The organism is Alteromonas mediterranea DE, assembly GCF_000020585.3.
In the GTDB taxonomy this organism is placed as follows: Bacteria; Pseudomonadota; Gammaproteobacteria; order Enterobacterales; family Alteromonadaceae; genus Alteromonas; species Alteromonas mediterranea.
Map to the genome: position 1 here is coordinate 989,951 of NC_011138.3, position 19,316 is coordinate 1,009,266.

Below are 19,316 nucleotides of genomic sequence, written 5' to 3' on the forward strand. Positions count from 1 at the left end.
GCTTGTAAGTGACGTACTCGGTGCTCGGAGTTTTTTCTGCCGAAATTATTCATATGCACAACGACCTTAGAGACGAGATGAACTCATTTGAATATGCCGGGATTAATTTCGAAGAGAAAGTGTTCTACGAATGATGTAGGTGATGACTATCGCTTGAAGCTAGGAAAAATGGTGGCCCCACCCTGACTTGAACAGGGGACCTGCCGATTTTGAAACTCGAACCGAGCGTTTACCGGTAGTTACTTTATTTACCTAGTAATTACTTAATTTTTAATATAAATCAATGGGTTGTTGAGTTTTTTATCTCTATTGCTTAATTTTTTAAGCAATTCAGCGCATTAGATTTTGCGCTCAAAGTAGCACAGCATGTCAGCAACAAAATTCAGATTTACAGAACAGGCCATCGAGAAATTATCAGGCTCGGAGAAACGCGCTCGATATTACGGTTCTCAAGTGCTAGGTCTCATTATTGACGTTCTTCCATCAAATAAGAAAACGTTTCGGGTTTTGTGTTTGGTGCTGACAACCATCATGGCAGAGTGGTGGAGCCTAAAAAGATAATTAAAAAAATAAACGAAAGGGCTGACATTTCTTTTACTCTTCACGACCTGCGCCGAACTTTCTGCTCTGTTGCTGAAACGATCGGTGTCGGGACTTACACCTTGAAACAGCTACTGAATCATAAGACCAGCAGCAGTGATGTTAGTGCTGGTTATACGGTTTTGACAGCGGAGGAATTAAGAGAGCCAGCAGATAGGATATGTAAAAGGCTATCGTAATACGCTGGAGTTAAAAGCTGTAGTGACGAAAGTTCGTTAGGACAACTTACAAAACAGTTAACAAGCTTATGCAAGGAACAGCGACTTGAACTGATGTCAGCTTTATTAGCATAAAAGAGACAAAACGATAGAGGGAGTATCTGGCTCCCTCGAATATTAGCGAGTTTGTAGTAGCTCAGCCTGCTTCACTACTGAATTCTGAGATTCTACAGCTCTATCAATAACACGGCTGTATACCTTTTTCTTTCTAGACGAGTCGGCATTGCGGACAAACTCAGACAGGCTGGAGTTGTATTTGGTTGTCTGGCCGTTTTTAAATCTGGCAAACATCATCATTCTCCCATTTGATTGCCCAATTAATGAGCGGGTTGCGATTGTATCAGGGTAGTAAGCGCCTCGCGAGTAAATTTTTGCTTAACATGATTTTCTACAGCCTGAATGTTAGCGTGGTACATACGAGTGCCCCCCTCGTTGTCCTTTAACAATAGATCTATTTTTATCTGACCACCAAATTGCTGCTTTAGATTCCGTACTACCGCTTGAGATTCTAAAAATTGCTCTACAAATATTTCAGGGTTAATCCGTCTACCTTCGACTTTTTCTCTAGATTGAACAAACTTCCATGCTAACTCTGGTGACTGGTATACAAACAATACGAGAACTGCGCGACCTCGATCAATAGCCCGTTTAATGTTTCTCTCGGCTATAGCGTAATTTGATAACGTTCCATCAAGCAAAAATGACTGCTTACGATTAAACGCATTGTCTAGAGTTCGCTCTACAATAAAGGAGACCGCTCTTTGGAATAGGAATGAATTGTCTCCCGTATATTGTTCGAAATAGTGACGTAATTCGTCGGGATCTAATCGAATAACATTGGTAGCTTCAACTTCTTGCAGAAACTCTTTGGAGGTTTCGGTTTTCCCCGCGCCTGGGGAGCCGGCCATGAAGACCGCTACGGGTTCATCTTCAGGAGGGAATCTTTCTCTGTCAGTCAATTCGTTTGCAATGGCAGTACGGCTCTTCTTAGCAAACTTAATGGCTTCTTGTTCAATACGCTTTTCGTCTTCAGTCATCTCGTGATTTACAACCGATACAGCTGATACTTATACACATACAGTAACGTTCAGTAATAGATAAATAAATAAAAACTAAAAGATAACTAATAGCGGCTCTCTACAGCTCAAGCATAGCAAGGGCTTCACAGACGATAGAACTTTCTTGATACACACTGAAAACCTTTTTCGTACGTGGATAAGTCGATTTCAAACTATTTTCGTACACTGAATCGAGTGCACTTGCTAAAACGCTATAAAAAGGGGCAAGTAAAGCAGAGCTTCAGCGCTGGCTTGTTCGTAAAGGTGTTGCTGTAAACTGGACTACGGTGAAACGCTGGCTGGATAGAAATGCCTAAATTCGCCAAAGCGGAAACGCAGGCGGAAAATGGTGGCCCCACCCTGACTTGAACAGGGGACCTGCCGATTATGAGTCGGATGCTCTAACCAACTGAGCTATGGGGCCATTTTGAAATGTGCTGTGATGTTTTTTATTGCAAATAGCTTTGCGTAACAACCACGAGCGAGCGCAAGTATAAGCAGTTTTATTTGCCTTGTCACGCCTCGCTAGTGGCTTTGTGATTTGTTTGCTTTATTTTTGTTCACTAAGCCGTGTTTTTCAGGTCTTACACCACCTTTTAATGTATCTTTATCTTATCACATCCTTTTACACTTAAAGCTTTGGTGTAACTACGTGGTATAAGCTTTCGCCATTGTTACTTTAAGCCGCACGTTATTATTGTTTCTGTTTGCTCGTGTACCTTGACTCACAAAGGCTAAAAGCATCACTATTGGCGAAAATGCAGTGTGTTGAACCAAACGCCTAGAACAGCGGGTGTTAAACAAGCAGTTATTCGTACCAAAATTACTGAATATTCATAGGAAGTAAATAATTACATGAAAATGCCTTTTCGCATGGGGGCCATGCCTTCGCTTCTTTTAACAGCGCTGCTTGCGCTAGCTGGGTGCGACGTTATTGACTTTAAAGGGCGCGAGCCAGGTGAAATCCCTTTTAAACTGGTGGGTGTAGACACGGGTGCATGCCCTATGATCATGAGTATCGGGCAAGACCGTTGGAATATCGACTATTTTGGGTTTTACCTAAGCAAGCCAGAAGTGCGTATTGATGGGAAGTGGCAGCGAGTTAAGTTTAAACAAACAAAGTGGCAAACGCCGAACGAAGCCTTATTGAAGTTTCACAATAAGTGTATCACCCCGGACGATGCCAACAGTAAACTAGTGCTTGATGTTTCAGAAGAGCTGTTAAAACTGGCGACTAATCTTCGCTTTACGATGGGGCTGCCTTTCGACGTTAATCACGCCGACGCCCTTACACAGCCTTCACCGCTTAACGATAGTTCGATGTTCTCAAATCGACGAAACGGGCATCAATTTCTAAGGTTGGACGTATCTAAAAACGCTAAGGAAACGCGGGAGTGGTCCTATCATCTAGGCAGCGCAGGCTGTGGGTCAGAGTCTGAAGCAGCTCCCCCTGAAGCATCGTGCGCGTTCACTAATCGCGTTGAGTTTATTTTACCAATGACACAGCTAGACACCGATTTAGACATAGAAATTTCAGTATCTAATATTGTTGCGCAAGTCGATATAAACGACGCAGAAAGTTGTGTATTTGCCTCTTCTGAGGTGTCGCCCTGCGACAAGCTTATTCAAAACCTGGTACACAGGCCGTGGATTAAGTGGCAGTAATAGCCTTTGTATCGGTAAAAAAAGTTAGGCCTTTGATTGTTTTGTTGTTTGCATTTTTATTGAGGCCGACTAAAACGGCGCGTTTGTTTATCGATATCAATGGTAAAAAGTGAGTATTTAAACACCAAAGGTGCAAAAAATAGCGATTTACTGCTCATTTTGTGTAATTTATGTTTATACTTTGCACGCATATATCAACCAAATGCTGATGTGTTGTTTATTAACATCGTGATAAACTCAAAAACTCAGAATCTTTGTTAATAATCAAAAAAGCAGGTAAGCGGTCGCGGAGATAAGAATGACTGAAAAACCCTTCATTACTAGTGGTCGAAATACCATCATTCACAAAATAAGAAAATTAGATTTATTGGTTATCAATGGCGATGATCACCCGCCTATTATTGTAACTTATAAAGGTATCAAGCAGTACGAAGGCAAAGTGCCTGAAAACAAGCGCGATGCTAAAATGATGGATATGGAATTGGTAGATGTTACTACCAGCGATGTTTTCGGCGACGAAAAAACACTAGTGTTTATACAAACGCTAAATGGTAAAGAATACAAGATTGACTACTCAAAAGTTGGTACGAGTATGTTTATCAAAATCCACCAAGACAGCATTTTCTAAAGCACACTCGCGTCACGCGCAAACAATGTGATTTAGACGAGCGGGGTCGAGTGGTTTGACCCCCGTTGTCAGCTTTCAATAAATTAACGCCACCAATAATTCCTCTCTTTCCCTATCTCTACACGTAACGGTTATTACGTTGCTCAGTTTAATAATGTTGCAAAGTGTGTGTTAAGTACGACTAATAACAGTTTAGACCGATTATTAAACCTTAGCTTTTGTACGCTTGTCGCAATATCGCATATAGCGGTGCTTTAACGTTTTTATAGCGTGAACTTAACATAGTTTCACTAATTTAATGATGCGGCGACAAAAAGAGGTCGTCACCGCGTCACCGAATATTATCAGAGGAACTTGTTATGTTTATGTCACGCCGTGTTACCCAATTTGCTTTAATTGGCATTAGTTTGTCGCTAACCGTTTCAGCTGCAAGCGCAGCTTCTTACCCCAAAGCTCTTGAGAATGAGTTAATCGCCATTTGTAAGGCTGTTAAAAGTGATAGCCGTTTGCAGCTACACCGCGCAGTAAAGGCGACAGGTTTGAGCATGCGAGATCTGCACGATGGATTAGTTTGTAATGGCCAAGATATGTTGACCTTTGCTGTGACGCACAATGCATCTGAAACCGCTCAACATATTGCACGCCGTATTAATGCAAGCCCCAGTGTATTAACAGCAAAACGCTAGTGAAAACCTTTATGCCCTGGCAATTGGGCTACGTAATGCGTAGCCCCTTTTTTCACGCTAACTGGTATTCGCTTTAGGCTGTTGCGGGCCAAGACGATTCGAAAATATTCAACACGAGTACGGTTCACACGTGCAAGGGAACGCAGATGATCGCACTGGTTTTCTTACAATCTGTTGCTATGCAAACTTCGCTTTGTACCATGCTTGAAAAGATCGGCCTATTCAGACATGTTTACGGCGCGCATTCGGTTGGACATAGTTTGGCACTTGCTGAAAAACACCCCCAGTCCATCGGTTTTTATAGCGTGTCGAAGTCTAGCCGAAATCTCGCTTCAAAGCATTGGCTCGCTGTAGGAGATAAAGACGAAGAAGCCATGTTGGCATTTAACCATAATGCTTCAGGGTTCATTACGTCTCCGTTTAATGAACAGCAGGTGCGGTGCACTGTTGAACACGTTAAAGCTAAGCACTATTGCCACAAGCGCGATGTTCAATTTAACCTGTTAGTGAAAGGATTATGTAAGCAATATGGCGTATCTGAATCTGCGCTTTTAGCTACATTGAGGCAGCAGCTCTATAAAAACGCGCAGCCAAATGTAGTAGGAATACGCGCAGAAAACGGATGGTGCTGTTTGAACCCCGCAGACATCAAGTGGATAGAAGCAGCGGGGGATTACATGTGTGTGCAGACATTATCGGAAAGTTACATCGTTCGTACCACCCTGTGTCATTTGTTAAAGCGGTTAGGCGAACACCACTTCAAACGCTGTAACCGGTCGGTAGCGGTTAACGCAAAATACGTAATGCATATAGAACAAAAATTGAATCAACAGCGAGTTGTCATGCACGGTGGCGAAGCGTTTAAAATAACGCACAAATATTACTATCAGTACTGGCACACAGGCTAAGTTGACGACTCGCCATTGCCGACTTTATATTGCTAATTACTGTGCAAACGTGGCGTTTTTAGCGAGTGCTTGCACTTCGCATACTCTTCCTACATAAGACCATGGTACTGCTGGTGGTTAAACCTGCTAATGGTTACACTGTTTTGCTAAACGGGTAAAAAAAGGGAGAGCAAGTGAGAAATGCGATAAACACGGTGGTAGGGGCAGTGTTGGTGTTTACTGCATACTACGTTGGCTTGCTCATCGTTAACCTAACTTCTCTTCCCGTGCCAGGCCCATTGGTGGGGCTTCTTTTATTAGTAGGGGTTTTATTTGCCTTTCCCCAAACAGAGCGCCAGGTTGCTCGGGCTGTTACCTTCCCCCTTAAGCATATGTCGCTGCTTTTTGTGCCAGCGGTATTGGGCGTATCTATTTATTGGTCTGATATCAAGGCTAACGCCCTTGCTATCGCTATCGCAATTATTATTACCACTTCGTTTTGTTTAGGTCTCACAGCGTGGCTGACTCAGGCGCTTCTTAATACCAAAAGCACGCATAAAACGCAGCTAAACAACATCAATAAGAACGAAGGAGGTACAAATGATTGAGGCGCTCAATCACGCCTTTAGTTTACGTGGGCTGTTTTGGATAAGCGTTTCTATTGTGAGCTATATCGCAGCACTTTGGGTCAATAGATTATGTAAAGGGCATCCGGCAGCTCACCCTATCGTTACCACTGCACTTCTCGTATCACTAGGGCTGTATCTTACCCATACGTCAGTTACTGCGTACCAACATGCAGCATCTTTATTATATTGGCTGTTAGGACCAATTACCGTTGCCTTAGCGTTGCCTATTTATCGGCAGTGGCAAAAACTCAAACACTATGGTTGGCGTCTTTTAGTAAGCATTGCTTTTGGGGGCGTGCTAGCGCCAATTGGGGCGTGGTTAACACTGTTTGTGTTAGATGCACCAAGGGCCATGCAGTTTACTATACTGGCTAAATCAATTACTACGCCGCTAGCTATGGAAACAAGCGCCCAGATAGGCGGCATTCCTGCATTAGCTGCAGTATTTGTTATTGTAACTGGCGTGGTAGGGGCGATTATAGCCACTTCAATGTTTTCTTTGTTTAATGTAACTAATAGACAAGCACAGGGGATTGCGCTTGGCACGGTTGCTCACGCGGTAGGCACGGCAAAAGCTATTCAAATGGGAGAGGATGTAGCGGCAATGGCCACATTGGGCTTATGCGTGAACGGCATATTCACTGCTGTCGCGTTACCCATTGTTTTTGGGCTGTTTGTTTAACCATTTGAAAGCAAGATAACTGGGCCGGTTTTATAAATACAGAGTTTTAAGGCAAAGCAAAGTCGGCTGGCAATATTCCCCAAAAGTGCTATTTCTTAGAGAGGCGTTTCGTATCACTATATACGGAAGATTATCTGATAATAAAAGTAGTGACCCAGCCGTTCAGTTAGCAAGCGGGAAAATCGTTACTACAGTTCATTGCAGTTGTGCCGATACAATTGAAATTGCTAGAAAATGCCAGTGGTTTCTGGTCTAAAAAGCTAGGTGGTAAAAGAACTTAATGTTTTCTGTACTCGTATGTGACGACTCTCTGGTTGCCCGCAAGCAAGTGGCCAAGTGCCTTCCTCAAGATTGGGAAGTAGCGGTCCATTTTGCCAAACATGGGCAAGAAGCGCTGACGGCGCTGGCAGAGGGAAAAGGTGACCTTTTGCTGCTTGACCTTAATATGCCCGTTCTCGATGGGTACGGCACGCTGGAAGCAATTCAGAAGCAGGGCCTTAAGACGAAAGTTATTGTCGTATCTGGAGATATTCAACCAGAAGCTCATGACCGGGTGACTTCCTTAGGTGCCTTAGATTTTATTCGAAAGCCCGTTGACCCTAAAAAGCTGGCTGAGGTGTTAGATAAGTACAATATTCTTCATGCTGAGGAAGAAGATGTTGTAGAAGCGTCCCCGCTAGACCCGGATATTCGCGATTGCTACCAGGAAATTACTAACATTGCTATGGGCCAAGCGGGTGATCACCTTGCCCGTACAATGAACGTATTTGTAGAGCTGCCCATTCCTAATGTAAATCTTATTGAAGTCTCAGAGCTTCACATGATGCTTTCAGATATTGAATGCCACGAGCAGGTTACCGCGGTATGCCAAGGCTTTTTGGGGCCGGGAGTGAGCGGTGAAGCACTGTGTATTTTAAGCGATTCAAGCTTTGATGATGTGGCTAAAATACTTAATGTGGAAGGGGAAGTAGACGATCAACTTCAGTTAGAGCTCTTGATGGACGCCGCCAGCATACTTATTGGCACTTGCCTAACGGGTTTGGCGAACCAAATGGACATTAACTTCAGTCAGGGCCACCCCATAGTACTTGGCCAGCACCGCGCTATCACTGAAATTATTGCCATGAATCAAATCAAATGGAAGCGTACCTTAGCGATAGAGCTTAGCTATGGTCTAGAGGGCTACAACGTACAGTGCGACTTAATACTTTTATTTACAGAAGAGTCGATGAAGATGATGAATTCTAAACTTGCCCACTTGTTGGAGGATTTTTAATGAGCCAACATTTAGATGAGTTCCAAGAATTCCATTGGATGATGGATATGCTTCAGACGGTCGATGTGGGTATTGTTGTTTTAGATAGAAACTTTACTGTTAAAGTTTGGAATGGCTTTATGGAAAGTCACAGCGGCCTTCTGCCTAGTGAAGTAAGAGACAAGACCTTGTTCTCACTATTTCCTGCCATTAAGCAAGACTGGTTTATGAAAAAAGCGAAGCCTGTCTTCGACTTAAAAACACGCGCGTTCATGACATGGGAGCAGCGCCCCTATTTGTTCAAGTTTCCCAACTACCGGCCGATTACAGGTAGTGAGTCTTTCATGTATCAAAACATCACGCTTTCTCCACTTACATCAACTACGGGCAAAGTGGATTTTATCAGTATGATGATTTATGACATGACTGATGTGGCGGTAGGTAAAAAGCAACTTGAGGCGTTACAGGTAACCATGTCTGAAGCCCAAGAAGCGAAAAGTTCCTATTCCTAACTGCTACATATTGCTAATCAGCAATACCATCTATATCAAGTTTTGACTCGCACTACGCTTTAACAAGTAGGTAGTGCGGCGGGAGTACGTATGCAATTCAATGTGTTTTCAATCTCAAGCTACTTTCCTCGCGCTATCGTTCGCGGATTAGTATTGTTCGCAACAGCGTTACTGCTTGCTGCTTGTGGCGGCGGAGGCGGTGGAGGTGACGGCGATTCAGGTGGTGATGGCGGCTCCGGCAGCGGTGACCTTGTGATAAACGCAGGCCCCGATGCGACTGTTACCGAAGGCGTCACTTACACGTTGAGTGCGCAAGTAAGCGGAGGGGATGGCACATACACCTACAATTGGAGCGCGTCGCCTTCGTTGTCTATCACTCATGAAGACACCAGCGATTCTGCTGCAAGCTTTGTTGCCCCGCTAGTTAATAACGCCACTGAATACACATTAACGGTGTCTGTTAATGACCAAAGTGGCAACACCGCGAGCGACTTTACGGTGATCACTGTGGCGCCGGTTAATATTGCACCTGAAGCGAGCATTGATGTGCCTGAGTGGGATGGGCTACCTGCAAACACATTCCCAGGCGGTGTGGAAGTTATCTTCGACGGTACGGGAAGCAGTGATTCTGACTCAGCGTCCTCTGATGGCGATATATCCGATTACGTTTGGACACAGACATCAGGCACCAATGTTATTACGGGTGTCGACACCAACTTATCTACACTGACTATCGTCACACCTATTGCCAATGAAGAGCAACAGCTAACTTTTCAGCTTGAAGTAACAGACAGTGAAGGTGCTACTGATGTAGAAACCGTTACTATTACCGTGCAATCTGAAACCGATACGCTGCCCGTAGTCAGTGCGGGAGTTTCCCAAGGCGTGTTCAGTGGTGAGGTGGTGATACTTGAAGGGGAAGCTAGCACTAGCATTCCAAGTGCCTTACCTCTTACCTACTCATGGGAGCGTAGCAATAACGTTTCATCTACAGATTCCGGCGTTACCATTCGCTCTGTTGATGACAGTGACGCGCTTTCAACCTTTGCCATTGCACCGGCAGTCACCACATCTACAGTTGTTGCCTACACGCTTACCGTGACAGACGCTAATGACAACAGCGTTGAAGACACCATAAACGTGCAAATACGTCCAATGCCAACACCGTTACTCAACGACACGGGCTTTTTGCAGCAGGCCACCAATAACGCGTTAACTGAAGCACAACAAAACGATTTTCCGGGGCAAGATGGTCAAAGAGGCGCCGACATCATTGAACAAAACGGGTTAATTGAAAAAGCGGGTCGCGGTAAAGCTGGCTTTGACTTTACCCGGTTGAATGCAAATGGTGATGAGCAAGATGCCAGTGCTGATACTTGGTCGTGTGTGCGCGATAACGTGACCGGGCTGGTGTGGGAAGTGAAAACTGATGATGGTGCGTTCCAAGATAAAGACTACACCTACTCTTGGTACAGTGAAGAAGTAAACGGCGGGTTTGAAGGTGATCAAACGGGGCTGAATGCGACCTGCTTACTGACTAGCTGTAACACGTCTGCTTATGTACAAGCCGTTAACGCACAAGGTCTATGCGGTTTTTATGACTGGCGTTTGCCTACACATGATGAACTTTTCTCATTAATGCATTTGGGTATTGCCGATGATGTGGCTATTGATGAAGATTACTTTCCTAACACTGGTGCCGTAACCAATGAACCATTGTGGTACTGGACCTCTGTACCGAGTGCAGATGGTGTAAATAGTGACGATGCGCAAAATGCATGGGCGTTAGATTTCGACTCAGGGGTAGATAACTTCCTCAATAAATCATCAGCCGCTCGCGTGCGTCTAGTAAGAGCGGGGAGATAAACATGAATAAAGTAGTCAATGTTAAAAAACGTAACAGCCACGTGCTATCTTCAATGAAAACCCTTTTTGCTTCAGCGCTTTTGGCCTGTACGTCACTGTCCACGTTCGCTCAGGAGTGTTTGTCTGATGGTCTTGAGACCACGCCAAACGATAATTTTGAAGCGGTTACCACCAGTAGTTTGTTAGATACGACAACAGATTTGGTTTGGAAGCGCTGCGCAGAAGGGCAAACATGGGATGGTTCTACATGTAGCGGCGAAGCGGTTAAGTATACGTGGCAGCAAGCGCTAGTTTTAGCTCACGAAGCAAGTAACGATGATTTACTGGGGTGGCGTTTGCCTAACGTAAAAGAGCTAGCGACGCTCACTGAGCGAGATTGCGTTCGCCCAGCAATTAACAGCTCACTGTTCCCGGCTACACCACCGGATGACTTTTGGACATCTACGCCTTCTGCAGATGACCCCGATCGCGCGTGGGTTGTGGCATTCTTTAATGCCAGTCACTCAATCAAAGAGAAAGACCGCTTTATCTATGTACGTTTGGTTCGAACTTACACAAACGAATAAGCGGTACGCTATCGCCTCTTAGCCTTTTGTCTAGTATCGGCACCTAAGACTTTTTATCATCAAAGCACGCTCTATAATGCGTGCTTTGTTGTTTTAGGCTAGCACGCTTTGAGTTGAGACTATCGCCAGCCTTACTTAAGCAATAGAAGAGATTCGAGCAGATAGGACATCTCGACATGTTCAACCTGATTTTTAGCACGTTAGACTCATGATGGCTTTTTATTTCGCAGTAAGCTAGCCACAATGATGGTATGAAAATGATATCGCGCCTAAAGGCAGCTTTCTTCACAATTTGTTTATTCGCTGGTCTTAGTACATCAGCGCAAGCTGAATATACCTGCAATATTGATTTTGCTTACGGTATTGCTGTTAATAACACACAGCTTAGAGTGATGGACAAAACCCGCACTGTTGTTCAAATAAATGACCGGAATCAATTGTTCATTGGCGGCCGTTGGCAAACCTTAAGCGAACAAGAGCGGCAATGGCTTGAAGAGTATTCGTCTGGGCTACACTATGTGGTGCCGAAAATGATTGTTTTGGCTACGGAAGGTGTAGACCTTGCCATTGATACCATTGAACACGTGTATTTAGGGCTAGTTGGAAGCGACCATGATAGCTATGAACGGTTAAATGCCGCAATGAAACGGGTACAAAACCGGGTTAAAGACAAGTTTAGACACGCTAGCAGTCATTATTTTATTGGGCCGGGATCGCTGGAAAGCGTTGACGAGTTTGTAGACAGTGAAATTGAAGCGCAGCTAGAAGAAGCGATTTCAACCTCGGTAGGTGGAATACTCTCTGCCATTAGCGGCATCAATACCGGGAGCGGAGAAGTGAACCAGGAAAAGGTAGCTGAAATAACCCGCCAGCTTAACAACGTGGGGGAACACTTAGACGTTGGTGACAAAGCCACAACATTGCGCAAAAAAGCAGAGTGGTTCTGTGAGAAACTAAAACGACTTGATGTTGCCGAAGAGAAATTACGCGCCAGCATACCTGGGCTACAGCCATACAATATCATTACTCGGCATGACAAAACCGACGATTAACGTTTTGCTATGCAACATGCCCACGGAAGCACGCGAAAAACTGAAGCTTACAAAAATAGCCTTAAGAAAAAGAACCTCACGAAAAGCCTGCTAAAACGCAGGCTTTTTTAGTATTAACGCTAGGCTAAACAAAGCAAGACAAGAGCGAATTTAAATACCGACGACCTTTTGCGGTTACTTGCCAGTGGGTGTCCGATATGGATAACAGCCCTTGATGCTGTGCATCACACAGGGCACGCTCTACTTCATCAGTTATAGCGATACCGGTAAAGTCGCTAAAATCACTGATAGGGCAGGGCTCCACCAAGCGAAAGCGGTTCATAAAGAACTCGAAGGGTAAGTCGCCAGCTTCAACTTGAGATTGCGTATCCAAGTAAGGGCGGCTCATTTCCATGTAGCCCCTTGGATGCTTAACCTTAACAGTACGGTGAATAGTACCATTAGCCGCATCGGTGATTTTTCCATGGGCTCCACAGCCAATGCCTAAGTAATCACCAAAGCGCCAGTAATTTAAGTTGTGACGACACTGGTGGCCCGCTTTGGCATAGCCTGAAATTTCATACTGCTGATAGCCTGCGTTTTCTAAAAGCTTATGGCCCTGTTCCTGTATTTCCCACAAAATGTCATCGTCGGGCAATTCAGGCGGTTTCGAGTAGAAAGGCGTATTGGGTTCGATAGTCAGCTGATACCACGACAAGTGATACGGATTTAAAGCAATGCCTTGCTTTAAATCTGACATAGCATTGTCAACGCTTTGCTCGGGAAGGCCGTGCATCAGATCTAGGTTAAACGTGGGCAACCCCGCACTATGTGCTTGTTTTACCGCGTTTTCAGCTTGGCTTTCATTGTGAATGCGACCAAGCACCTTTAAATGCTTAGGCTGGAAGCTCTGTATACCAACGGAGATGCGGTTCACGCCCGCCTGATAAAAGCCGGCAAACTTTCCTGCCTCTACCGTACCTGGGTTCGCTTCCATGGTGATTTCAGCATTGTCGCTTAGGTTAACGCGCGCTTTTACCCCGTTTAAGATATCTGCCATGGCATCAGCTGAAAATAAGCTGGGTGTGCCGCCACCAATGAAAATAGTTTCAACAACGCGGTCACCAATACGCTTTGCATCAATGGCTAAATCATCAAGCAGGTGGGCCACATATTCTTTTTCGGGGAGTTCAGACTTAAGCCCGTGAGAGTTAAAGTCACAGTACGGGCACTTTTGAACGCACCAGGGAATGTGTATGTACAGGCTTAGCGGAGGATTACGCAAACGTTGCTCTCATTGTATCAAGCAAAATACTAAGGGCGTTACCCCGGTGGCTTATGCGGTTTTTCTCGGCCTTTTCCAATTCAGCAGCGGTGCAGCCGTGAGTTGGCACGTGGAACACAGGGTCGTAACCAAAACCGTCGTTACCAGAACGTGCGCTTAAAATTTCCCCTTCCCATTTACCTTGGCTAACCAGCGGTACAGGGTCGTCGGCATGACGCATGAACACTAAAGTACAGAAGAAGTGTGCCTTGCGATGAGTTTCGCCATCAAGGGAAGCTAATAGCTTGTCGATATTGGTATCATCAGTTGCATCAGCGCCAGCATAGCGTGCTGAATAGATGCCGGGTTCACCGCCTAGGGCATCCACCACCAAGCCTGAGTCGTCAGCAATAGCAGGAAGGCCGGTCACCTGTGCGGCATGGCGCGCTTTAATAATGGCATTTTCAACGAATGTGGTTCCCGTTTCCGGTACATCAGATACACCTAATTCCTTTTGCGCTACTACGTCTACACCGTAATCTGCAAATAAGGATGCAAACTCACGCACCTTGCCTTGGTTACCTGTGGCGAGAACAATTTTTTCTGGAAATTTCATTATGTACTCTTTTGAACTGACGGTGAGCTAAAGCGGAGGGAGGCGGCTGCAGGCGAAACATTGCCTCCACAAACACGCGGTAAACACATCCATGTGCGCTCCGCTGCCGCATCCCTGCGGCAGAGGGTTTGTGTCGGCAATGTTCCACCTACATCCTAGCCCACCGCATTAACTCACCTGAATGTTACTTATTTACTACCTTTGCACTCTTTACTTTTTCTTCTTAGGCTTGGCTTTCGCCTTAGTTTTATCTTTGGCCTTCACTTTTTTCTTTTTCGGGCCAATTTTAGGCGTTTTGTTTTTAGGGCGTAGCTCGTCGATAACACGGGCTTTTAAAGGCTCGCCCATGTAACGCGCTGCTTTGGTTACCATTTCAAAGTCGTGTGCTTCAACCAGTGAAATAGCCGTGCCTTTAGCGCCTGCGCGGCCGGTTCTACCAATACGGTGAACGTAAATATCGGCTTTGCGCGGCATATCAAAGTTAATAACATGACTGACGTTTGGCACGTCAATGCCACGGGCAGCTACATCAGTCGCTAACAAAATAGGGACTTCGCCATTTTTAAAGCGGGCCATAGCGGCGTTGCGTTTGTCCTGCGGCATTTCACCTTGTAACCAGCACACCTGAATATCTTGTGAAGCTAGAAAGTCTTTTAGCATTTGCAGGCGGTCGCGGGTTTTTACAAATACCACCGCCGATGTTGTAGTTTCCTGCTTCAATATGTTCACCAGAAGAGCTTGCTTGTGGTTCATGTCATCAGCAAGGTGATACCACTGGTGAATTTTATTCTTCTCTTTGCGTGACGGGTTTGCTTCAACAATTTCAGGGTTATTAAGAATGTCGTGAGCGAAGGTCTTAACACCTTTACCTTCAAGGGTGGCCGAGAACAGCAGGTTCTGCTTGCGCCAGCGCGCTTCCGCCGCAATTTGGTTCACCACAGTCGAGAAGCCCATATCCAGCATACGGTCGGCTTCATCAAGAATTAAACATTCAATATCGCGACAGTCTGCCGCTTCTTTTTCAATGTGTTCAAGAAGACGGCCTGGTGTGGCGACAAGAATATCTAAGTTCTTGCTAAGCGTCTCTTTATCTGTGCCGTAGTTAATACCGCCAGTAATTACTCCACACACAAGCTGGGTGTGCTTGGTAATGGCAACCGCTTGCTCGTAAACCTGCAAAGCCAGTTCGCGGGTTGGCGTTAAGATCAAAATACGTGTCGCACCCGGCTGTTTGCGCGGGTAGTCGAGTAAAAACTGACAGGCTGGCAATAAGAATGCAGCGGTTTTACCTGTACCAGTTGGCGCAGACGCTAAAATATCTCGGCCGTCTAGCGCGTGTGGGATCACCAATTCTTGAATGTTAGTTGGAGCTTCAAACCCCATATCTGCTGCTGCGTGACACAGCGCATCGTCTAATTCGAGTTCTTCGAAAGTCATAGTATAAAAAATGCTCTAAATGAATGGGGCATATTGTAGCATTGCTATACCAAAACATAGAGAAAAACTGCTGTTAAATTCGCACGTAGGAGGTAAAAACACATTCAAATACCAAGTAGTTCACCATATTTGGTACCGGTGGTTTTTAAACTATTCGCCTATCGAAGCAATGGCGTCTAATTTCGCTTGGTTCAGGGCTTCTTTTATCGCTGGGCCTTTAACGCCCGTGGCAATGATGTCTTGCACATTTACTTGGTTGGCCGCGCTCAAAGCGTTTTCTATGTGCTCCTGTTGGCGCTGCCAATCTAAGTCCTTGTAATGAGCATAAGGCGCAAAAGCCTTTAGCAACAGGGTAAAGCGCTCGCTTCTTCGCCATGCATCACAGCCATTGAATAAGGCGAGTAAGTCGGCGGGCGAGTTCTGCGTGTTTAATAGAAAATCTTTAAACTTGCAGGCAAGAATGACAATCTCACTTAGTTGATTCTGCACTTTCAGTCGATTGCATAACCGCTTCGCTTCCTCTTCATTAAGGTGAGCGAGCAGGGCAGTGAACCTTATTATGAGGGTAGTTGTGCCTGAAGAGCTGCTTTCAGGTATTTTGGTTTCAAGCGGTTTATTTTCAAGTTGCCCGCTTTTATCGAAGTTTTCTTTTGCGGCATTTTCTAGCGCTACCGCTGTTTTTAATGTGGCTATCGCCGCATCTAAATTACTTTCTAGTTCAGCAAACCAGTCATTAAGGCCATGAGCTTGGTTTAATACAGTGAAAAACACATGCGGCGTTTTCTCTAAAAGACTACGTTTTGTTTCTTGCCATACGCGCTCTGCGCTTAACGTACTTAACTCGCCGCTTTCGGCCATAGACTGCATTAGCGCCATGGTCTCATTGGCAATGGTAAACCCTAAATAAGCGTAACGAGTGGCAAAACGGGCCACGCGAAATACCCGAAGTGGGTCTTCACTGAAGGCTTCTGATACGTGGCGAAGTAGGTGGTTTTCTAAATCTTTTTTACCACCATAGGGGTCGATGAGGTTCCCCAGATTGTCTTGGGCTATCGCGTTAACGGTCAGATCTCGGCGCAGTAAGTCTTCTTCTAACGTTACCGAGCTTGACGCATCGCACACAAACCCAGTGTAGCCTTTACCTGACTTACGCTCTGTGCGAGCAAGGGCGTATTCTTCCTGAGTTTTGGGGTGCAAAAAAACAGGGAAGTCTTTGCCCACTTGGGTAAAACCTTGGCTGAGCATTTCTTGTGGGGTAGCGCCTACTACCACATAGTCGCGTTCAATCACTTTTCTATTTAACAGTGCGTCACGTACTGCGCCACCAACGAGATATACTTGCATGCTCTTCCAACGATTTTTTTAGTCAGTAATACTTTTTAGATTGGGGATGCATCAACTTTTGGCGTGTAACGAAAATAAACATTCCCCACGTAATAGTGGCGCAGTATAGCAATGTTACAAATAAAATTCGTAGCCACGTTGTTATGCGCTTTCACTTACAGGTTGCGTCTGGTAGTTTAATCCACGTCAAAAACAAAACAAATAGGCGCTTCAGCAACCATGTATTTGAATTATTTCGGGTTAAATGACAATCCTTTTTCGATTGCGCCCAACCCCGATTATTTGTATATGAGCCCACGACACAAAGAGGCGTTGGCTCATTTAACATTTGGACTCAGGGAAAGTGGTGGTTTTGTAATGCTCACAGGAGAGGTGGGGACAGGAAAAACCACGGTTTCAAGAAAGCTGTTGCAGCAGCTGCCGGATAATACCCAAGTCGCCATGATCCTAAACCCAACGCTATCTGCATTAGAGCTATTAGCCACAGTATGCGACGAATTGGGTTTGGCATATAACTCCGACAAAGCCAGCTTAAAATACTTCACCGATTTAATTTTGTCGAAATTAGCGGAAAACCATCAGGCGGGTATCAATACAGTGTTAATGGTTGATGAAGCTCAACACTTATTGCCTGAAGTATTAGAGCAGCTGCGCTTATTAACCAATTTAGAAACCAACCGTGAAAAACTGTTAAAAGTGGTGCTAATTGGCCAGCCCGAGCTACAGCAATTGTTAAAGCGTAACGAGTTGCGCCAGTTGGCCCAACGTATCACTGCCCGTTATCACTTACTTCCTTTAACCGCGCCAGAGGTAAGCGCGTATATTGCGCATCGCTTAAGTGTTGCAGAAGGGGACATCAGCATATTCAGTAAGTCTACGCTGCGCGCAGTGCATCAAATTACTGGCGGGATCCCAAGGGTAATCAATTTGCTTTGCGACCGCGCCTTAACGCTATCGTTTACCAAGCAGCATGCTGTGGTTCAAAAGCCCATTTTCTTGGCAGCAGCAGAGCAAATATTGGGCGAAGACGTAGTGAGCCAGCGTGTGCAAAGTCAGCGAAAGTGGTACTTGGTATCCGCCTTTTTCGTCGCCGTTGTATGTGGTTACGGGGTGGGGAGTTTGTATGTCTAATATCGTAGCCATTGAAAACGTAAAGCCCGGTATGGTGATAGTACAAATACTTAAGCAAAACGGGCCGGTAAAAATTCGAAAATCAGGCTTGGTGACCAGTGATGCTATGGTTCAAGGGTTGTCAGAAATGGGCGTGCAAGAGGTTGAAATAGACCCAGACCAAACGGTGGAGATTGCGCCTGCGGTGCATCATAGAACCCAAACTCAAGCCTTATTGCGAGGCGAGCATGATACGACAGCCAAATTTGATAAGTCGCTTAATGAGCAGTTTAATCGCAGTTTATTCTTACCCACGGTAGAAGGGTTACCATCCGCATGGAAGCTCTATACTAAGCAGGCTACATTATTTGCAGTGGTCATTATTGTCGGTTTGGGTATAGGCTTTTGTGCTGCAACAATCGAACGCTGGTGGCCCATAGTAACTTCACACACCGCCAAGCTTGAAAGCTCGCCTGCTGCTGAAACGAAAAACAGTACAACGGATAATGAAAATAACGAGGGAACACCGAGCCTACATGCAGCGCAAAATAAAGAAGAGTTAAAACAGGCTTCGGTAAAGGGGGCCTCAGAAAGCGACACGACTTCTCAAACTACACAGGGTAACGTGGGGCAGAATAATTCACAGGGGGATTCTGCTGGCTCTCAACCTATTAGTCCGTCGGGAACAAGCGGCTCTGTTGGTCAAACCGGTGGTGCTAGCAGTCAAGCGGATGGCCTTAACGCAGAAGTACAACAACCTCTAGCTAACCCAGTAGCCCAAAGCGAGAGCGAGAGAGGCAGCGTTGATGTAAATGGAAAGGAGGCGGCGCAATCACAGCCCACCTTAGGTGGTGACACAGCACAAGAATACGAAGGAAAGGTCCTCAACGAGGATACATCGAATTCTGATGTATCGGTATCACCCGAACTCATGGCTCGCTTTAACGCAGCGGTTGAAGCCCTTGATACTAAAGCCCAAGATAATGAGCGACCTGATGAGAATGTGCTAACGGTGAAAGATGATATTCCCAGAGTCGATCAGCTTCCCGTTCGCTTACTTACGCGGCTTCCTACAATGAACTTTAGTGCCCATATGTACGCGTCTCGCACGGCTGATCGGTGGGTCAGGGTAAACGGGCGGCAACTAGGTGAAGGCGATTGGATTGCCGATAAGGTGCAAATTATTAATATAGAAGCGCAGCGGGTAGTGCTTTCATTTGAAGATGAATTGTTTACCATGGCGGCGTTGACTGACTGGTAAA

Annotated in this window: 19 protein-coding genes and 1 tRNA gene; 14 read left to right on the forward strand and 6 right to left on the reverse strand. The window is 45.4% G+C overall.

Annotated elements, in window-relative coordinates:
- Positions 1–366: 366 nt before the first annotated feature.
- Positions 367–561, forward strand: coding sequence for a hypothetical protein (locus tag MADE_RS20125; RefSeq protein WP_012517417.1), 195 nt, complete (start codon positions 367–369; stop codon positions 559–561).
- Between the two features lie 574 nt (positions 562–1,135).
- On the opposite strand, the gene MADE_RS04505 is transcribed toward MADE_RS20125, so the two are convergent.
- Both MADE_RS04505 and MADE_RS04510 read right to left on the reverse strand, forming a co-directional pair.
- Positions 1,136–1,855 (reverse strand): zeta toxin family protein, encoded by a 720-nt coding sequence (locus tag MADE_RS04505; RefSeq protein ID WP_012517419.1) that lies wholly within the window; start codon positions 1,853–1,855, stop codon positions 1,136–1,138.
- Positions 1,856–2,223: 368 nt separating this feature from the next.
- Positions 2,224–2,300, reverse strand: a tRNA-Ile gene (locus tag MADE_RS04510).
- A gap of 431 nt (positions 2,301–2,731) precedes the next feature.
- Between MADE_RS04510 and MADE_RS04515 the strand changes: the two genes are divergently transcribed.
- From MADE_RS04515 to MADE_RS04565, 11 genes are all read left to right on the forward strand, one after another.
- Positions 2,732–3,541, forward strand: a complete 810-nt coding sequence (locus MADE_RS04515; protein WP_012517420.1) for an MbnP family protein — start codon at positions 2,732–2,734, stop codon at positions 3,539–3,541.
- A 298-nt stretch (positions 3,542–3,839) separates the two neighbouring features.
- A complete protein-coding gene (locus MADE_RS04520; protein ID WP_012517421.1) occupies positions 3,840–4,169 on the forward strand; it encodes a hypothetical protein in 330 nt (109 codons plus the stop codon).
- Positions 4,170–4,528: 359 nt separating this feature from the next.
- Positions 4,529–4,855, forward strand: a complete 327-nt coding sequence (locus MADE_RS04525; RefSeq protein WP_012517422.1) for a DUF3718 domain-containing protein — start codon at positions 4,529–4,531, stop codon at positions 4,853–4,855.
- Positions 4,856–5,001: 146 nt separating this feature from the next.
- A complete protein-coding gene (locus MADE_RS04530) occupies positions 5,002–5,763 on the forward strand; it encodes a LytR/AlgR family response regulator transcription factor (protein ID WP_012517423.1) in 762 nt (253 codons plus the stop codon).
- Positions 5,764–5,936: 173 nt separating this feature from the next.
- Positions 5,937–6,350, forward strand: a complete 414-nt coding sequence (locus MADE_RS04535) for a CidA/LrgA family protein (RefSeq protein WP_012517424.1) — start codon at positions 5,937–5,939, stop codon at positions 6,348–6,350.
- A complete protein-coding gene (locus tag MADE_RS04540) occupies positions 6,343–7,053 on the forward strand; it encodes an LrgB family protein (protein WP_012517425.1) in 711 nt (236 codons plus the stop codon). The genes MADE_RS04535 and MADE_RS04540 overlap by 8 nt, the downstream gene beginning before the upstream one ends.
- Positions 7,054–7,333: 280 nt before the next feature.
- On the forward strand, positions 7,334–8,329 hold the full coding sequence (locus tag MADE_RS04545) for a response regulator (RefSeq protein WP_012517426.1): 996 nt from the start codon (positions 7,334–7,336) through the stop codon (positions 8,327–8,329).
- Complete coding sequence (locus MADE_RS04550) at positions 8,329–8,820, forward strand: PAS domain-containing protein (RefSeq protein WP_012517427.1); 492 nt, start codon at positions 8,329–8,331, stop codon at positions 8,818–8,820. Before MADE_RS04545 ends, MADE_RS04550 begins: the two co-directional genes overlap by 1 nt.
- 90 nt (positions 8,821–8,910) lie before the next feature.
- Positions 8,911–10,686, forward strand: coding sequence for an Lcl C-terminal domain-containing protein (locus tag MADE_RS04555; RefSeq protein ID WP_012517428.1), 1,776 nt, complete (start codon positions 8,911–8,913; stop codon positions 10,684–10,686).
- 2 nt (positions 10,687–10,688) lie between these two features.
- On the forward strand, positions 10,689–11,252 hold the full coding sequence (locus MADE_RS04560) for an Lcl C-terminal domain-containing protein (RefSeq protein ID WP_012517429.1): 564 nt from the start codon (positions 10,689–10,691) through the stop codon (positions 11,250–11,252).
- Between the two features lie 257 nt (positions 11,253–11,509).
- A complete protein-coding gene (locus MADE_RS04565) occupies positions 11,510–12,304 on the forward strand; it encodes a YggN family protein (RefSeq protein WP_012517430.1) in 795 nt (264 codons plus the stop codon).
- Positions 12,305–12,428: 124 nt separating this feature from the next.
- Here the strand turns inward: MADE_RS04565 and hemW are convergent, their stop codons facing one another.
- The 4 genes from hemW to MADE_RS04585 all read right to left on the reverse strand — a co-directional run bounded on the left by hemW (position 12,429) and on the right by MADE_RS04585 (position 16,944).
- Positions 12,429–13,568 (reverse strand): radical SAM family heme chaperone HemW, encoded by a 1,140-nt coding sequence (gene hemW, locus MADE_RS04570; RefSeq protein WP_023559532.1) that lies wholly within the window; start codon positions 13,566–13,568, stop codon positions 12,429–12,431.
- Positions 13,561–14,163: an XTP/dITP diphosphatase gene (locus MADE_RS04575; protein ID WP_012517432.1), complete on the reverse strand. Its 603-nt coding sequence runs from the start codon at positions 14,161–14,163 to the stop codon at positions 13,561–13,563. The genes hemW and MADE_RS04575 overlap by 8 nt, the downstream gene beginning before the upstream one ends.
- 210 nt (positions 14,164–14,373) lie before the next feature.
- Positions 14,374–15,600 carry an ATP-dependent RNA helicase SrmB gene (gene srmB / locus MADE_RS04580; RefSeq protein ID WP_012517433.1) on the reverse strand — a complete coding sequence of 409 codons (1,227 nt, stop codon included), beginning with the start codon at positions 15,598–15,600 and terminating at the stop codon, positions 14,374–14,376.
- A gap of 150 nt (positions 15,601–15,750) precedes the next feature.
- On the reverse strand, positions 15,751–16,944 hold the full coding sequence (locus MADE_RS04585; protein WP_012517434.1) for a CCA-adding enzyme: 1,194 nt from the start codon (positions 16,942–16,944) through the stop codon (positions 15,751–15,753).
- Positions 16,945–17,163: 219 nt separating this feature from the next.
- Here MADE_RS04585 and MADE_RS04590 point away from each other — a divergent pair, with 219 nt between their 5' ends.
- Entirely contained in the window at positions 17,164–18,075 is a 912-nt protein-coding gene (locus MADE_RS04590) for an ExeA family protein (protein ID WP_012517435.1), read from the forward strand.
- A complete protein-coding gene (locus MADE_RS04595) occupies positions 18,068–19,315 on the forward strand; it encodes a general secretion pathway protein GspB (protein ID WP_012517436.1) in 1,248 nt (415 codons plus the stop codon). The genes MADE_RS04590 and MADE_RS04595 overlap by 8 nt, the downstream gene beginning before the upstream one ends.
- Position 19,316: the final 1 nt, after the last annotated feature.

What these genes read in the sequence shown, in the direction of transcription:
- MADE_RS20125 (WP_012517417.1), top strand. Translation starts at nt 367, where the DNA reads ATGTCAGCAACAAAATTCAGATTTACAGAACAGGCCATCGAGAAATTA.
- MADE_RS04505 (WP_012517419.1), bottom strand. Translation starts at nt 1,855, where the DNA reads ATGACTGAAGACGAAAAGCGTATTGAACAAGAAGCCATTAAGTTTGCT.
- MADE_RS04515 (WP_012517420.1), top strand. Translation starts at nt 2,732, where the DNA reads ATGAAAATGCCTTTTCGCATGGGGGCCATGCCTTCGCTTCTTTTAACA.
- MADE_RS04520 (WP_012517421.1), top strand. Translation starts at nt 3,840, where the DNA reads ATGACTGAAAAACCCTTCATTACTAGTGGTCGAAATACCATCATTCAC.
- MADE_RS04525 (WP_012517422.1), top strand. Translation starts at nt 4,529, where the DNA reads ATGTTTATGTCACGCCGTGTTACCCAATTTGCTTTAATTGGCATTAGT.
- MADE_RS04530 (WP_012517423.1), top strand. Translation starts at nt 5,002, where the DNA reads ATGATCGCACTGGTTTTCTTACAATCTGTTGCTATGCAAACTTCGCTT.
- MADE_RS04540 (WP_012517425.1), top strand. Translation starts at nt 6,343, where the DNA reads ATGATTGAGGCGCTCAATCACGCCTTTAGTTTACGTGGGCTGTTTTGG.
- MADE_RS04545 (WP_012517426.1), top strand. Translation starts at nt 7,334, where the DNA reads ATGTTTTCTGTACTCGTATGTGACGACTCTCTGGTTGCCCGCAAGCAA.
- MADE_RS04550 (WP_012517427.1), top strand. Translation starts at nt 8,329, where the DNA reads ATGAGCCAACATTTAGATGAGTTCCAAGAATTCCATTGGATGATGGAT.
- MADE_RS04555 (WP_012517428.1), top strand. Translation starts at nt 8,911, where the DNA reads ATGCAATTCAATGTGTTTTCAATCTCAAGCTACTTTCCTCGCGCTATC.
- MADE_RS04560 (WP_012517429.1), top strand. Translation starts at nt 10,689, where the DNA reads ATGAATAAAGTAGTCAATGTTAAAAAACGTAACAGCCACGTGCTATCT.
- MADE_RS04565 (WP_012517430.1), top strand. Translation starts at nt 11,510, where the DNA reads ATGATATCGCGCCTAAAGGCAGCTTTCTTCACAATTTGTTTATTCGCT.
- MADE_RS04575 (WP_012517432.1), bottom strand. Translation starts at nt 14,163, where the DNA reads ATGAAATTTCCAGAAAAAATTGTTCTCGCCACAGGTAACCAAGGCAAG.
- srmB (WP_012517433.1), bottom strand. Translation starts at nt 15,600, where the DNA reads ATGACTTTCGAAGAACTCGAATTAGACGATGCGCTGTGTCACGCAGCA.
- MADE_RS04585 (WP_012517434.1), bottom strand. Translation starts at nt 16,944, where the DNA reads ATGCAAGTATATCTCGTTGGTGGCGCAGTACGTGACGCACTGTTAAAT.
- MADE_RS04590 (WP_012517435.1), top strand. Translation starts at nt 17,164, where the DNA reads ATGTATTTGAATTATTTCGGGTTAAATGACAATCCTTTTTCGATTGCG.
- MADE_RS04595 (WP_012517436.1), top strand. Translation starts at nt 18,068, where the DNA reads ATGTCTAATATCGTAGCCATTGAAAACGTAAAGCCCGGTATGGTGATA.